The organism is Commensalibacter oyaizuii, from assembly GCF_029953265.1.
GTDB lineage: Bacteria > Pseudomonadota > Alphaproteobacteria > Acetobacterales > Acetobacteraceae > Commensalibacter > Commensalibacter oyaizuii.
Genome location: NZ_JASBAO010000001.1, coordinates 1,644,192 through 1,659,637, shown reverse-complemented (window position 1 = coordinate 1,659,637; position 15,446 = coordinate 1,644,192). Strand labels below are relative to the sequence as shown.

The following is a 15,446-nucleotide window of genomic DNA, read 5'->3' as shown; positions in this document are numbered from 1 at the left end:
ATGATACAAGCATTGGTTCCTTATGCTTTATGGTTAAAAGCATTTCACATTATTGCTGTGATTTGCTGGATGGCTGGGCAATTTTATTTGCCCAGACTTTTTGTATACCATTGTCAAACTCAAGTCGGTTCACAAGAAAGCGAACGATTTAAGGTAATGGAACAAAAATTGCTTCGAATGATTATTAATCCAGCAATGATTACTACGTTTATCTTTGGTGTTTTACTAACATTAACCCCAGGAATGGTAGATTTTCATTCAATCTGGTGGGCGATTAAAATTATCAGTGTATTATTATTATTTGCGTTTCATGGTGCGTGTTCGCGGTGGCGAAAACAGTTCTTAAATGATCAAAATAAACATTCAGAAAAATTTTATCGTTATGTTAATGAAATACCTGCTGTTTTAATGATTATTATTGTAATTATGGTTGTTGTGCAGCCATTTTAAGGAATATTTTGTGTCTTTTTGTGTTACCTATCAAGATATCATATTGGCCTCGCAGCGATTAAATAATAAGGCAATATTGACCCCCGTATTTACCTCTAGAACTGCGAATAAATTAGTCGATGCACAATTATATTTCAAATGTGAAAATTATCAGCACGTTGGGGCATTTAAATTCAGGGGGGCATATAATGCAATTGCAAATTTGTCCGAAACCCAACGTAGAGCGGGGGTTCTGACCTATTCATCGGGTAATCACGCCCAAGCAATAGCATACGCCAGTCAATTACATAATATACGGGCACTTATTGTAATGCCCGAAGATGCACCAAAAATAAAGATAGCTGCAACCAAAGGATATGGCGCAGAAATTCACTTTTATGATCGATATTCTCAAGATCGCGAAGTTATCGCACAACAACTTGCTAAGGAACAAGGGTTAACCATTATTCCGCCTTTTGATTATCCAGATGTTATTGCAGGTCAAGGGACGTGCGCCAAAGAACTGATTGAGGAGGTCGGAGTAGTCGATTATTTAATTGTGCCTCTAGGTGGTGGCGGTTTATTAGCGGGATCTTTGATTGCTGCCAAGTCTTTGCTACCGGCTGTCAAAGTCATAGGGGTCGAACCACAACTTGGCAATGACGGACAACAATCCTTGCGCAAAGGTGAAGTTGTTTCTATTTCTGCTCCCAAAACAATTGCAGATGGTGCCGCGACAACGCATTTGGGAATGCATAATTTTCCAATTATTCAGTCTTTGGTTGAAGATATTGTAACAGTATCTGACGATGACCTAGTCTTAATGATGCGATTTTTTGCAGAGCGTATGAAAATGATTGTCGAACCCACGGGTTGCTTAGCCGCTGCGGCTGTAATGAAAAAGGTTGTTTCAGTTGAGCATAAAAAGGTTGGCATTATTATAAGTGGTGGCAATATTGATCTAAAGCAATTTGCTTCTTGGGTTGGATAATTTAAATGTATAAGCCCTAGCGTTAGAAGGGCTAGGGTTTTTATTTACTTTTCAGATGGGCATTGTTTCCATTGATAGGATACTGTGGCTGTTTGTAAATAGCTTTGGGGTAAGATAACTTGCCGTGTTTGACACAATCCTTGTGTCTTTAATAATTCGGTTAATGTTTGCGTTTTTACACAAGCATCTTTTTGTTCTTGATTTCGTTTTGCAGGTTCTTTTTCCTGATCACATATATCTCTAAAGTAAGCTTGTTGGCGAAAAATAGGATATATATTAGAAGGTACAATATTTGGGATTTGCATCGTAGAATAAACATCTATTTTCGCAGAAAAAGGTCGGGGCAAGGTAATGTAATGATTTTTTGCAAATTCTTCCATAGCCTCTATTGCTTTGTCCATGCCATTTAATGATATTTTGATGGTCGTATCATCGCCAGCGTAAATTATAAGATCTTTTTGATCTTTTAATGCATTGAAAAAGAGTAAACTATCCATAGGTTCCAAAGTCGTCGTATACGTGTTTGTCTGACCGACCCTTGTTAACTCGCAATTAAAATCCCCAACATCCAGCTCTAATGTCGGATTAAATTTAGTGGGAAGCTTTTCATAGCTAATATTAATGGTTGAACTATATTGATACGGTTTTATTTCAATGGTTAAAGGAGAGGATCCTTTGACTGAAGCTAAAGAAACATTATTATAAAATTCCGATAAAACCCAAGAATCATATTTATCTTGTTTAATAAAGAATGAATCTTTAGCATAGGCATAAGATGTCATACTATAAGCAATAGCCATGATGGTCGCTAAACATATAGAGTATTTTTTCATTACATTCTCCTTACATTCTATTTTAAATGTTTACAGGGGAAAAAAATAAAAAGCCAAGATAATTTTAGAAATTGAATTTAATTTTTAATTGTTGATCATTGAAATAAGTATTCTTGATGGTTTTATTTAAAAATAGAATTAGTCATTTTATATAGTATGATGATCATTATGCTTAATAATAAATAATTTATATAATTTCGTTATGATTCATTATCATGATAATTATTATTATTTTTTTTAATATCAATAACTATCATGAATTAGTTTGATAATATTAACAGTGAATATCGACTTTATTTGTTAGATCATGGGGAATAAATCCTAAAATTTTACCAAAAAAAGATAATTCTAGTTCTAAAACTTTGACTAGGGTTTCAGGCTGTCTAAAACCATGTCCTTCTTCTGGAAACGTATAATAAGCATGAGGAATATGGTTTTTTTGTAAAGTATTGACGATTGCCTCGGCTTGAGAGGGGGGGACAACCTCATCTTTTAAACCTTGGAATAAAATCAAAGGGGAATGAATTTTGTGAATATGAGTTAATGGCGACAAATCATGGTATCGTTGGTGTTCTTTTGGATATTCACCAATTAATCCATTTAAATAATGAGATTCAAATTTATGCGTTTCTTTGGCTAGGGCTGTAAGGTCTCCGACCCCGTACGAACATGATCCTGCAGCAAATAGCGAGGATTGAATTAAAGCCGTAAGAACAGTAAACCCCCCTGCACTGCTGCCACGTATTACGATCCGTTTTGGATCTACTTTGCCCTGGTCAATCAAAGCTTTGCAAACATAAATACAGTCTTGAACATCCAGAACTCCCCATTGTTTTTGTAATAATTTACGATAATATTTACCAAATCCCGTCGAACCGCGATAATTTACATCAACTACAGCAAATCCTCGGTTTGTCCAAAATTGAATTTTTAGACTGAAACCGTTGGTTGTTTGCCCTGTTGGTCCACCATGAGCCAAAACCAGTAAGGGAGGCAATTCTCCTTGGGTTGGGCAATAGTTTTTATTCGTTGGTGGATAAAAGAAAGCATGTGCTTGTTGATGATCTTGCGTTGGAAAAGTTATGGCTTGCCCATAGGAAATATCCTTTGGACTGAGTTGAATAGTGCTAGAGGAGCGTAAAACATAGTGTTTCCCATCAGCATCTTGCATCATGATTTGAGCAGGGCAGTAGGGGGAGTGATTAATCCATGCAAAACTATTATTTGTTTTCAATGGTACAGGGCAAGATTCTGGATGATCGAGATTAATGTTTGATATTTGCCCATCGTGAATAAATATTGTTTCGGTATTACCTTTGGTGATTGCCTGAGCAATGAATTGATTATGATGAAGTGGATACCAGCTTTGTTGTCCAAACACCCATGCTGGTAAGCCAATTTCAGCATCTATTGGGGCTATGGCATATAGGTTTGGATCATCGATGTTGACCTGATAAAGATTCCAATAACCACTACGATCATTACTGACGATCAAAGTATGATTTGATGTCCATTCAGGTTGGATGAATGATTCTTGATTATTGGTTCCTGCAATGATTTTGATATTGTGTAGGCAGAGCGTTTGATCAATTTCCGCGATACATAAACGTGTTGCTTCCCAAGGCATGTTAGGGTGATCCCATTCAATCCAAGCAAGATGATGTTGGTCTGGGGATAAACGTGGGAAACTGTAAAAATCAGCACCTTTTGCTAAAATAGTGAGTCGCTGTAGCTTGGATAAAGACAAGGCAACAATATAGTTTTCAACAGTATCTTGTTTACGATGTTCAGCTACACAGATGACATATTGATCCATGATACGAAAATCAGCGAAACGATAGTTTTTGTCTTGAAAGATTAAAAGTGGTTGTTGCTCTCTATTTATAAACCAAACAGCGTTTGTTTTTTGGTCACTAAAGATAATTTGTTGGTTATGCACATGATATGCCCCACCACCATACTCATGGACACGTGTACCAACTGAAACGGTTTGTGGGGTTATGTCTGTTATGTTGGTTGTTGAATTCCATTTGACGAGAACGGTTCTGCCTTGCTCTTCTGGACGGCGTTCTAACCAATAAATATCGTCATGATCTGTTTGTAATTCGGAAAAAAAAGTGTTTTTTCCACTGACGATTTGGGGGGTAAAGGGCGATATCCAGCTGCCGCATAGTCGTGGTAATTTTACATTAGTCATCGAATATATCCTTTACCAATATTTATTCACGATCTGCCACTATTGAAATAATACTATATCATAAAACTAATTTTAAGATTTATATAAAGGATCAGCAAATGCCGGAGGACTTTAGAGAATATAATTTAGAGTTGACATCAGGTCAGATATATCAATTTAAACCTGAAGCTGGTCAAGGAAGTTGCTCTATTGGTAATAAAAACATATCGAAAGGGAAATATGATATTTTATTAAAAGAAGATGCTCCTATAAATTGGGATGCTTTTAATGGTTTATTCACTCCGGCAGCAGAAGATCAGTCTGAAGAATATCCTTATGGTAATTTTCCAAGGTTTTTTCATTACAATGGAAATGACACTGGTTTTATAGAATGGTCAAAGAAAAGAAAGATAGAAGAATTTAATTGGCGCCCATATAATGATGTTTCAATCAATTTTGCCAAAGCTCAGATTGCTAATTTATCGATATATTCAGCAGGCAATAAAATAGAGTTGCATAATGCTGATCAGATTTGTTCTTTATCTCTGTCTGGCAATATTGAGACCATTCATATTGTAAATCCTGAAAAAATAAGATCGATAGATATAAGTAGTGAAGCAAATATTATTTTTAATTGTGACTATTTGTTGCCTTTTAAAAATTTAAGATGCTTAAATTTAAATGGAAATGTCAGTAATCTTCATGTGTTAAAACAGTTGACGCATATTGAATCCCTTGGATTACGTTATATGCCTGATCTTTCAGGAATGCCGTCCTTAACCTCTTGGCCGAAATTAAGCAGGTTTATTGCTTATGTTGTCGAAGACAAACAAGGAAAGCTAATTCAAGCTGAGCTGAAGCAACTTCTTAAAGAAAACAAACTACCGAAAACAGAGAATAATTTTTTCTCAGTCAGTAAATTGAAAAGTAAATTATGGTTTATGGGAGAAGCAAATAGTTTTTTTGCCAGTTGGTCAGATAAAAGTGAAAAAAAAGCATCTAAAGCATATAAATTAGCCGTTAAAGTAGTATCCAGCGTTAAAACAGAGAATGAAGTTAAAGATGTTGTTTTTAAATTCATCAAGAGTATTAATATATTACCAGATATTGAAACAACAGAAAGAGAAGATGTGTGGGATGCCATTCAACAGTTAGTAAAAGCGTGTCCTTTTGATATCTCAGAGGAGCAAATTAGGAAATGGTTTGACGAGGCTAGAGATTTTTAGAGCATCCTTTTGTACTTCTGTATTTTTAATTTTTGGTTTCATAAAGCTCGATAATAAGGTAAATAAAATTATTTAAAATGACTTTATGATATATTGATGGGTATAAAACACTGGTAGAACAATTTATGGATTTTATCCGTGATTATAGTTATTACGGGTATTTACTTATTGGTTTAGTAATTATGTTGGAAAGTATGGGGCTGTTGCTGCCTGCTGAGACAATGTTGATTGCTGCCTCTATCTATGCTGCCTCGCCTAATAGTGGGTTGAGTATTCACTTGATTGCATTATTTGCAATTATTGGCGCCATTATGGGGGATAATTTTGGATATTTAATAGGGCATAAAATTGGATATCATGTCCTTAAAAAATATGGCCCCAAGATAAAACTGACTTCAGAACGATTGTTACTCGGTCAGTATTTATTTAAACATCACGGCGGTAAAGTTGTTTTTATAGGGCGGTTTATTGTGTTGTTGCGCTTATTTACTGCTCTATTGGCTGGTGCGAACAAAATGCCTTGGAAAGGCTTTATGTTTTACAATGCTTTGGGCGGTATTGCATGGGCTGGGGGCTATAGTTATGTCACCTATTTCCTAGGCAAGCAAATTTTACAACTCGAAGGAACCATTGGAATCATATTAGGGATTATTGGTGGTGTTATTTTGCTCTCTTTTATGTGGTTCATCCATAAAAATGAAAAAAGATTAATCGAACATGCTCAACAAGAAGCCGAGCGAGAAGCTGCTGAATTAGATAAAGAGTTGGGTTAGTTTATTTTCTAAGCTTGTTATATAAATGATAACGAGCTTTTTTAATGACTTACAACATAATAAAAAACGAATATAAAAGATTACAAAGTTAATAATCATGGAAAAGTGCAATAATAGCATTATTTGACTTTGAATCTGTTCCAAGATCTAACATAATAATTAAGTAGTTTTTTAATATTGAATTATTCTAGATTTGTATTTTATTTGTGACGTTTGACCGTATGACGTATTATAATTTATTGATAATTAAATATATTTTTAAAAAAAAGAAAAAGTGGTAAATAAATTCATTTCAGACCATTGATGAATTAAAGTCGGTCTATCAAATAAATATTAATAGCATGTCCGTGTTTTATTTGAAGGTTTTGATTAACAGGACTGCATTCACACAACTCTGCGGGGAAGAAACTATTTTTGATTAAATATTGCTCTAATTTATAAGTTGCATACCCAATTGTTTCTAAAGATAAGTAGAGAATGATCTTAGATCGGCTCCGATAAACATAATCATTGTTTAAATCTGTGTCATTATATTGAATATGATCTGTTTGTGTTTTAGTGCGAATAGGAATATTAATTTGTTCTTTGATAATTATCTTTTGCAGTAATTTTATTGTTTTCTCGGCATCATCTTGATTGAAATAAATATTTAAAGAGTTAAATCTAAAATCAGCTAATAACATTTATATTATTTCTCTACTTTGCAAGACCAATTTATTTTCAAATATAATATTCAACTTCTGGTGGAATAGGTGATTGTAGTTGTACAACAGCTCTTCTAAGGGTAAAAATCTTTGAGGATAATACGAAAAATCTTCTTAATGCGCTTAGAATTAACTATGTTGTAAAAAAATATATGCTAATTCTAAATACTAAGCCAAAATAGAATATATATGTTACAATGTCCTGTATATACGATTAATAGCTTAATATAAACAAATCATAAGCAAATGCGATATTGGGTCAGAGAATGATTATCATCATCCTGACCCTAGCTTCAGTAAAGTAGAAATATATTTGGAAATTAGAGCGTTAATAAGTTAAATTCTTTTAAATATCCAAAAAATGGGCTGCCTGCCTGCTTGATATGCTTTTTGTTCATATCGCGTAGATGGCCAATCCAAAGGACGTTCAGTTGTTTCAAGGATTTTTTCAAAATAAGACTGATTTTCCATAACCTCTAATACCCACTCTTGATAGGTTGGATCATCACTGGCAACATGCCAATGCGCACCAGAACGTAAAATCCGATGTAGCAAAGGAATGCGATCAGGATGCACAAAACGTCGTTTGGAATGGCGTGCTTTAGGCCATGGATCTGGAAATAATAAAAATAATTTATCTATACTTTGATCGGGAAATTCTCGGATTAAGATGCGTGCATCTTCATTCCATAATCTTAACATAGCTGGGACCGGTGCGGTTTTTTCTTGCTCTGTTTCCCCAAGCAAATTCGATAATAGGGAACAAACCCCATTTTCGAAAACTTCACAGGCAATATATCCTATATCAGGATTGGCACGATGTCTGGCAAGACTATGTTCCCCACCGCCAAATCCAATTTCCATCCATATTTCTTTGGGAATTTGATCAAAAGCACTGCTTGGATTTTTAAAAGCGGATTGTGAAAATTTAATTTTGGGAAGATAGTCATTATATAAACGTTGCTGACGGTCACGTAATGGGTGACCACGACGACGACCATATAAACGTTCAGTTGCTGGCTTTTCATCTTGTAATGAAAAGAGAAGCTCCTTTTCAGAGGAGCTTTTCTTTGATGTATTCATAGTAGTTTTCACAAATTAACGATTAAACGCACTACGTAACGTGTCAACTAGGTCGGTTTGTTCCCAGGTGAAATTGTCTTTTTTCAGGTCTGGGGTACGACCAAAATGACCATAGGCTGCGGTTTCTTTGTAAATTGGACGATTTAGACGTAAATGTTTACGGATACCTCTTGGGGATAAATCCATTACTTCACGAAGAACGCTTTCCAATTTTTCTTCATTAATATCTTTACCGCTGTTGTGTAAATCAACATAAACAGACAACGGATGGGAGATACCGATAGCATACGAAATTTGCAATGTACAATGATCAGCAAGGCCTGCAGCAACGATATTCTTTGCCAGATAACGACAAGCATAAGCTGCTGAACGATCGACTTTGGTCGGATCTTTACCAGAGAATGCCCCACCCCCATGTGGTGCAGCCCCTCCATAGGTATCAACAATGATTTTCCGTCCTGTCAAACCACAGTCACCATCAGGTCCCCCAATGATAAACAGGCCTGTTGGGTTGACATAAAACTCATTTTCAGGACACATCCATCCTTCAGGAAGCGTTTTAGTGATAAGCTCGCGTAAAATATCGCGAATATCACTTTGCTTCATGGTTTCTTCATGCTGGGTGGATAAAACAATCGATGTTGCCCCAACTGGTTTTCCTTTAGCATATTGCAAAGTAACCTGACTTTTTGCATCAGGAAGAAATCCTTTACCCTTTGGATCGTTCGATTTACGTAAATCATTCAAATTTTGCAAAATCTTATGAGCATAGTAAATCGGAGCTGGCATCAAACTGTCAGTTTCAGTTGTTGCATATCCAAACATGATCCCTTGGTCACCAGCGCCTTCATCTTTATTGTCGCCACTGTCAACGCCCATGGCAATGTGGGCAGACTGAGCATGAAGCAGATTTAAAGCACTGGCATTTTTCCATGAAAAGCCCTCTTGATCGTAACCGATTTCTTTAACGGTTTCACGAGCCTTTTCAATAAGCAATTCTTTGGTAATGCTTTCTGGGCCACGAACTTCACCAGCCAAAATAATTTGGTTTGTGGTGACAAGAGTTTCACAAGCTACGCGAGCTTCTGGATCTGCGGCAAGATATGTATCCAAAACGGCATCACTGATTCGGTCAGCAACTTTGTCTGGATGTCCTTCAGATACTGATTCAGAAGCGAACAGAAAATCGCTATTGTTTCGCATAATTTTTCTGCTATCCCATCTAGTTAAAGTGTAAAAATGAATTTGTAAACAGACCCCTTTGAGGCCGTCACGTCAAGAGTAAAAATAAAAAATATTTTTAATTTATAGTGGGTCCAGACCCAAAACATGGGTCATGCCGTATAATTTTGGGGGTTTGTTTACACTCCATAACGCTGAACGAACAGCACCCTTTGCAAAGATACGACGGTCAAAGGCTTTATGTGTTAAAACAATTTCTTCAACATCGGATAGGAAAATAGCACTATGTTCGCCAACAATTTGCCCACCTCGCAACGAGGCAAAACCAATGGCATTTTCTTTACGAGCCCCAGTAACACCATCCCTTCCTGCCTCTTTGACAGATTTTAAATCAACATGACGTGCTTTGGCAATGGCCTCACCGATAGCAATTGCAGTACCAGAAGGAGCATCAACCTTTTGACGATGATGGGTTTCCAGAATTTCAGCATCATATTGATTGGCGGGTAAAGCTTTTGCCAGCTCACCAGCCAAGCGTGTTATCAAAGTGACACCAGGGGAAAAATTGGCAGCCTGAACAACAGGGATCGTCATTGCTGTCTCTTGAACCAATTTTTGATCTATATCTGAAATGCCCGTGGTTCCAATGATCCATGCAACGTTACTGTCTTTAAGTGCTCTTGCATGAATTGCGGTTGTTGATGCGTTGGTAAAATCAATGATTACATCGCTAACTTTGGCTAATTCATCAATGGTTTCAAAAATTATTGTGCCATTGGGTAAATTCTGAATATCTTTTGAAAGGGATGTGCCCCCCGATAAACTTAAATTCTGGGCAATGATTTCTTCAACCAATAACCGGCCAACGCGACCCGTAATACCAGCAATTCCTATTCGTAAAGAAGATGAGGTCATTCTTATGCTTTCTCGTAAATATGAGTGTGATCAAGATTTTCCTTCGAAAAAATCCTTAACTTTTGCAAAGAAACCAGATGTTTCTGGACTTCCTGTGTCATGTACATCTTGTTCCTCCGATGCAAATTCTTCAAGAAGTTCTTTTTGACGTTTGGTCAAGTTTTGAGGGGTTTCAACTTTAACTTCTATATACATATCCCCACGAGAGGAAGAGCGAAGAACAGAAAATCCTTTGCCACGTAAACGGAATTGTTTTCCAGATTGAGTACCAGTAGGAATTTTAACTTTTGTTCGTCCACCATCAATAATAGGCACTTCAATTTCAGCGCCCAAGGAAGCTTGTGTCATTTTGACAGGGATTCGACAGAAAATATTTGCCCCATCTCGTTGAAATATATCATGGGGGATTACGCTGACGTGTACAAACAAATCACCAGGAGGAGTACCATTGCTGCCGGCTTCCCCTTCACCAGAAATGCGGATTCGGGTTCCATCTTCAATTCCAGCAGGGATTTGAACTTCTAATTCTTTTTCTTGGTTTTCTAAGCCGCTACCATGACATTTTTGACAGGGATTACTGATAACTTGCCCAGAGCCATGACAAGTGTGACAAGGTCTTTCAACCAAGAAGAATCCTTGTTGAGATCGAATTTTTCCAGAACCATGACAGGTAGGGCAAGTTTTATTTCCTTGATCCTTGTCAGCGGAACCAGAACCATTGCAACTTGTGCATGCTTTTTTAGTCTGAAATTTAACAGTTTTTGTAACACCAGAGAAAGCTTCGGTTAAGAGGATTTCAGTTTGGACTTGAATATCATTTCCAGAGCGTCTGCGTCCTTCACCTCTGCGCATACCCATCATGTCACCAAACATGTCAAATATGTCGCCAAACCCGCCTGCGCCAAATCCGCCGGCACCAGGTCCCCCATTTTGAAAAGCATCATGACCATATTGGTCATAGGCGGCTCTTTTTTGTTCGTCTTTTAAAACGTCATAGGCTTCGTTAACTTCTTTAAATTTAGCTTCTGCTTCGTCATTACCTTGGTTACGATCGGGATGATATTGCATCGCCTTTTGGCGATAAGCCTTTTTTATTTCAACACTGGTAGCACTGCGGCTAACTTCTAATATTTCGTAATAATCACGCTTAGACATTAATATTCTCAAACAGTTTCTATGGTAAAATAATAAATCAGCCCGCCTTCGATAAAGAAGCGCGGGCCTCATTGAATCTCAGATATATTCAATCACTGATTGAATATATCTGGTTGATTTAGATACCTGCGAAATGATCAGGTAGATTTTTTGTCATTATTGCTGACATCTTCGAAATCAGCATCAACAACATCTTCGGTTGGTTTATCCGAACCCGCTTGTGCGCCTGCGGCATCCCCACCTGTTGCCTTATAAATTGTTTCACCAATTTTCATTAGTAACTGTGAAAGTTTTTCTGTAGATTCTTTCAGCGTGGCTAGATCACCACCATCTTTCTTAGATTTTACATCTTCAACGGCGGCTTCGATTTCAGATTTGGTGCCTGCATCAAGTTTGTCACCATGTTCTTGAAGATTTTTTTCAACCTGAGCAATTAGCATGTCAGCTTGATTACGGGTTTCAACCATTTCTTTCTTGGCTTTATCTGCATCAGCATTTGCTTCAGCATCTTTTACCATCTGTTCAATATCGGCATCAGATAATCCACCTGAAGCTTGGATTTTGATTTGTTGTTCTTTCCCTGTTGCCTTATCTTTTGCAGATACAGAAACAATACCATTAGCATCAATATCAAACGTTACTTCAATTTGAGGTACACCACGAGGAGCAGGTGCAATACCTGTCAAATCAAAGTTTCCAAGCAATTTATTGTCTGCAGCCATTTCACGTTCACCTTGGTAAACTTTGATGGTTACAGCGTTTTGATTATCTTCTGCAGTAGAGAATGTTTGGCTTTTTTTGGTTGGAATGGTCGTATTTCTATCAATTAGACGGGTAAATACGCCACCCAGTGTTTCAATACCCAAAGATAGTGGGGTAACATCCAGCAATAAAACGTCTTTAACATCACCTTTCAGAACGGCACCCTGAATAGCTGCACCAATGGCGACAACTTCATCTGGGTTTACGTTACGAGCAGGTTCTTTACCAAAGAATTCTTTAACGGTTTCGATAACTTTTGGCATACGGGTCATACCGCCTACCAAGATGACTTCGTCGATACCGCTTGCTGACAGTGCCGCGTCTTTTAACGCAGCTTTACAAGGGTCAAGGGTTCTTGTGATCAAGTCAGCAACCAAACTTTCAAGCTTGGCGCGGCTTAGTTTAAGAACCAAATGTTTTGGACCAGAAGCATCAGCCGTGATGAAAGGTAGGTTAACTTCGGTTTCTTTAGAGGATGAAAGTTCAATCTTTGCTTTTTCAGCAGCTTCTTTTAAGCGTTGTAAGGCAAGTTTATCGTTCCGTAGATCAATACCTTGTTCTTTTTTGAACTCATCGGCTAAAAATTCGATGATGCGAGAGTCAAAATCTTCCCCACCAAGGAATGTATCCCCGTTTGTTGATTTAACCTCAATCACACCGTCGGAAATTTCAAGAATGGAAATATCGAAAGTTCCACCACCAAGATCGTATACAGCGATGGTGCCACTGTTTTTCTTTTCCAATCCATAGGCAAGTGCGGCGGCTGTAGGTTCGTTAATGATACGAAGCACTTCAAGGCCTGCGATTTTACCAGCATCTTTGGTTGCTTGACGTTGCGCATCGTTAAAGTAAGCAGGAACGGTAATAACAGCTTGAGTTACTTTTTCGCCAAGATATGATTCTGCAGTTTCTTTCATTTTCCCTAAGATAAATGCAGAAATCTGTGAAGGTGCATATTTTTTATTACGTGCTTCTACCCATGCATCGCCATTGTCACCTTTAACGATTTCGTAAGGGACCAAGCCTTTATCGCGAGCAACCATTTTGTCGTCATAGCGACGACCAATAAGACGTTTTACAGCATATAAGGTATTGGAAGGGTTCGTTACTGCTTGTCGTTTTGCAGATTGTCCAACCAACATTTCGTCACTTTCGGTAAAAGCAACCATTGATGGGGTTGTACGTGCGCCTTCGCTATTTTCGATAACTTTGGTTTCATTGCCTTCTCTGATAGAAATACAAGAGTTGGTTGTACCAAGATCAATACCGATAACTTTACTCATAAATTATAATCTCCTTTTAGCAACTTTTTAAAGACCCGAAGCGTCTTGTAAAAGTCCTTTTGAAATTTTAACCATAAAAGTAGTCCGCCAATTTTGGCCAGGTTACTGTCATGGTGTAAATTAGATATGTATATCTTTTACTTAGGTTTCAAGAATTTTTATCCATGAAATATTATACACGAAAAAATCATTAAGTCAGCAACTTAATCAAATTTTTTGAAACTTATTTACACTTTATTTTTCTTCAGTTTTGGTGACAATAACCATGGCAGGTTTTAATAAACGATTATTTAATGTCCATGTGGGCGTCCAGCTTTGTAAAACTGTTCCCGGCGGATGTTCTGAGGAGGGTTGTTCTGCCATAGCTTGATGTTTATTAGCATCAAAGGGCGCGCCTGTTGGATCTTCGCTTTTAATTCCATTTTTCTCAAGAATTTGAAGGAAAGAACGTTCTGTACTCTCAAATCCCTCACGCATTTTGGTTAGCATAGGATCTTCATTTTCTGAAGGTTTTGGTAGACTGTCAATCCCGCGACGTAAATTTTCGGCAGCTTCTACAACGTCACGTGCAAATTTTTGTACAGCATAAAGGCGTGTATCTTCTAATTCTTTTTTATGACGGTTGCGTAAATTTTGATTTTCTGCTTCAGAGCGCAGCCATTGATCTTTGGCAGCTTGTAATTCTGCTTTTAAATGTTCAACAGAATCCACCTCTGACGCAGTTTCTTCAGTATTTTGAGCACTGCTGTCAGGGGCATCATTGAAAATGCTGTCATGACCAGGGGTCGTTTGTTCTTCAGAAGATGAATTGACTTCTGGGTCTGGTTTAATATTTTCTTCTTTTGTCATATTGTTTCAGTTTGCTTTTACTGTTTAAAACTAAAGTGATAAGGGTAGCCTATAAAGTTACTCACCTATCTATTTTAATAAAATTTATAAAAGATACAAGAAATTCAAGCGAGAATTAAATAGAGGCTCTTGCAAAAATAAAAAAGCCATAAAAAAAACATCTGGATATGTAAACTTTTTTTAATCAACCAGGTCGGTATTTACTATTATGTTTTCAAAAGCGAATAGATTATATAAAGAATAATGAAGTATTTTATAGCTAAATTGATGGAGTAACTGGATGGAAGCGGGTAAATACGTTATTGCTTTGGTTGATGATGATCGCAACATTTTAACTTCTGTTTTTATGATGCTTGAAGCAGATGGTTTTTCTGTGCAAACCTATACAGATGGGGAAAGTGCTCTACAGGGGTTATTGTCGCGTCCTGTTGATTTGGCTGTATTGGATATTAAAATGCCTCGTATGGATGGGATTGAACTGTTACAGCGTATTCGAAACAGATCCCAGATGCCTGTCATTATTTTATCTTCTAAAGACGAAGAAATTGACCAGTTGATGGGATTACGTTTGGGAGCAGACGATTACATTACAAAACCTTTTTCACAACGGTTATTACTTGAACGTATTCGTGCCTTATTAAGACGTAATGAGGTCAATAAAGGTGAAGCCGAAGGGGCTAAGAATAATACAGGAGTAGTGGTGCGGGGAGCACTGACTTTAGATGATTTACGTCACCAGTGTCGTTGGAATAACGAAGATATTCAGTTAACCGTAACTGAATTCCTACTGACCAAGGCACTTGCAACCCGTCCAGGTTTGGTGAAATCTCGTGATCAATTAATTGATGCCGCATATGGTGAAAATATTTATGTTGATGATCGTACGATCGACAGCCACATTAAACGAATTCGTAAAAAATTTCGTCAGGTTGATCCTGAATTCAATAAAATCGAAACGTTATACGGCATTGGTTATCGTTATAAAGAAGATTAAAGGTTAGTAATTACTGAATAATGCCAGTTTTTTTCTCTCGTTTTAATCATAACAATCATTCATCTAATATCAAGTTGAATTATAAGGCTCG

General features: G+C 37.1%; 14 protein-coding genes. 5 read left to right on the top strand and 9 right to left on the bottom strand.

Features of this window, described 5'->3' with window-relative positions:
• On the top strand, positions 1-450 hold the full coding sequence (hemJ, locus tag QJV27_RS07440) for a protoporphyrinogen oxidase HemJ (protein WP_281448298.1): 450 nt from the start codon (positions 1-3) through the stop codon (positions 448-450).
• A 10-nt stretch (positions 451-460) separates the two neighbouring features.
• On the top strand, positions 461-1,420 hold the full coding sequence (locus QJV27_RS07435; RefSeq protein ID WP_281448297.1) for a threo-3-hydroxy-L-aspartate ammonia-lyase: 960 nt from the start codon (positions 461-463) through the stop codon (positions 1,418-1,420).
• A 44-nt stretch (positions 1,421-1,464) separates the two neighbouring features.
• On the opposite strand, the gene QJV27_RS07430 is transcribed toward QJV27_RS07435, so the two are convergent.
• Positions 1,465-2,253 carry a hypothetical protein gene (locus QJV27_RS07430; RefSeq protein WP_281448296.1) on the bottom strand — a complete coding sequence of 263 codons (789 nt, stop codon included), beginning with the start codon at positions 2,251-2,253 and terminating at the stop codon, positions 1,465-1,467.
• A gap of 274 nt (positions 2,254-2,527) precedes the next feature.
• On the bottom strand, positions 2,528-4,450 hold the full coding sequence (locus QJV27_RS07425) for an alpha/beta hydrolase family protein (protein WP_281448295.1): 1,923 nt from the start codon (positions 4,448-4,450) through the stop codon (positions 2,528-2,530).
• Between the two features lie 98 nt (positions 4,451-4,548).
• On the opposite strand from QJV27_RS07425, the gene QJV27_RS07420 reads away from it, so the two are divergent.
• Entirely contained in the window at positions 4,549-5,655 is a 1,107-nt protein-coding gene (locus QJV27_RS07420) for a hypothetical protein (protein ID WP_281448294.1), read from the top strand.
• 125 nt (positions 5,656-5,780) lie between these two features.
• Positions 5,781-6,428 (top strand): DedA family protein, encoded by a 648-nt coding sequence (locus tag QJV27_RS07415; RefSeq protein ID WP_281448293.1) that lies wholly within the window; start codon positions 5,781-5,783, stop codon positions 6,426-6,428.
• Positions 6,429-6,736: 308 nt separating this feature from the next.
• Here QJV27_RS07415 and QJV27_RS07410 read toward each other — a convergent pair whose 3' ends face one another.
• From QJV27_RS07410 to QJV27_RS07380, 7 genes are all read right to left on the bottom strand, one after another.
• On the bottom strand, positions 6,737-7,111 hold the full coding sequence (locus tag QJV27_RS07410; protein ID WP_281448292.1) for a hypothetical protein: 375 nt from the start codon (positions 7,109-7,111) through the stop codon (positions 6,737-6,739).
• Positions 7,112-7,468: 357 nt separating this feature from the next.
• The gene (trmB, locus tag QJV27_RS07405; RefSeq protein ID WP_281448291.1) at positions 7,469-8,215 is read right to left on the bottom strand and encodes a tRNA (guanine(46)-N(7))-methyltransferase TrmB; all 747 of its coding nucleotides are present in this window, start codon (positions 8,213-8,215) and stop codon (positions 7,469-7,471) included.
• Between the two features lie 15 nt (positions 8,216-8,230).
• A complete protein-coding gene (metK, locus tag QJV27_RS07400) occupies positions 8,231-9,418 on the bottom strand; it encodes a methionine adenosyltransferase (RefSeq protein WP_281448290.1) in 1,188 nt (395 codons plus the stop codon).
• Between the two features lie 102 nt (positions 9,419-9,520).
• The gene (gene dapB, locus QJV27_RS07395) at positions 9,521-10,312 is read right to left on the bottom strand and encodes a 4-hydroxy-tetrahydrodipicolinate reductase (protein ID WP_281448289.1); all 792 of its coding nucleotides are present in this window, start codon (positions 10,310-10,312) and stop codon (positions 9,521-9,523) included.
• A 30-nt stretch (positions 10,313-10,342) separates the two neighbouring features.
• Entirely contained in the window at positions 10,343-11,467 is a 1,125-nt protein-coding gene (dnaJ, locus tag QJV27_RS07390; RefSeq protein ID WP_281448288.1) for a molecular chaperone DnaJ, read from the bottom strand.
• Between the two features lie 137 nt (positions 11,468-11,604).
• Positions 11,605-13,512, bottom strand: a complete 1,908-nt coding sequence (dnaK, locus tag QJV27_RS07385) for a molecular chaperone DnaK (RefSeq protein ID WP_281448287.1) — start codon at positions 13,510-13,512, stop codon at positions 11,605-11,607.
• Between the two features lie 234 nt (positions 13,513-13,746).
• Positions 13,747-14,361: a nucleotide exchange factor GrpE gene (locus tag QJV27_RS07380; RefSeq protein ID WP_281448286.1), complete on the bottom strand. Its 615-nt coding sequence runs from the start codon at positions 14,359-14,361 to the stop codon at positions 13,747-13,749.
• A gap of 280 nt (positions 14,362-14,641) precedes the next feature.
• On the opposite strand from QJV27_RS07380, the gene QJV27_RS07375 reads away from it, so the two are divergent.
• The gene (locus QJV27_RS07375) at positions 14,642-15,355 is read left to right on the top strand and encodes a response regulator transcription factor (RefSeq protein ID WP_281448285.1); all 714 of its coding nucleotides are present in this window, start codon (positions 14,642-14,644) and stop codon (positions 15,353-15,355) included.
• Positions 15,356-15,446: the final 91 nt, after the last annotated feature.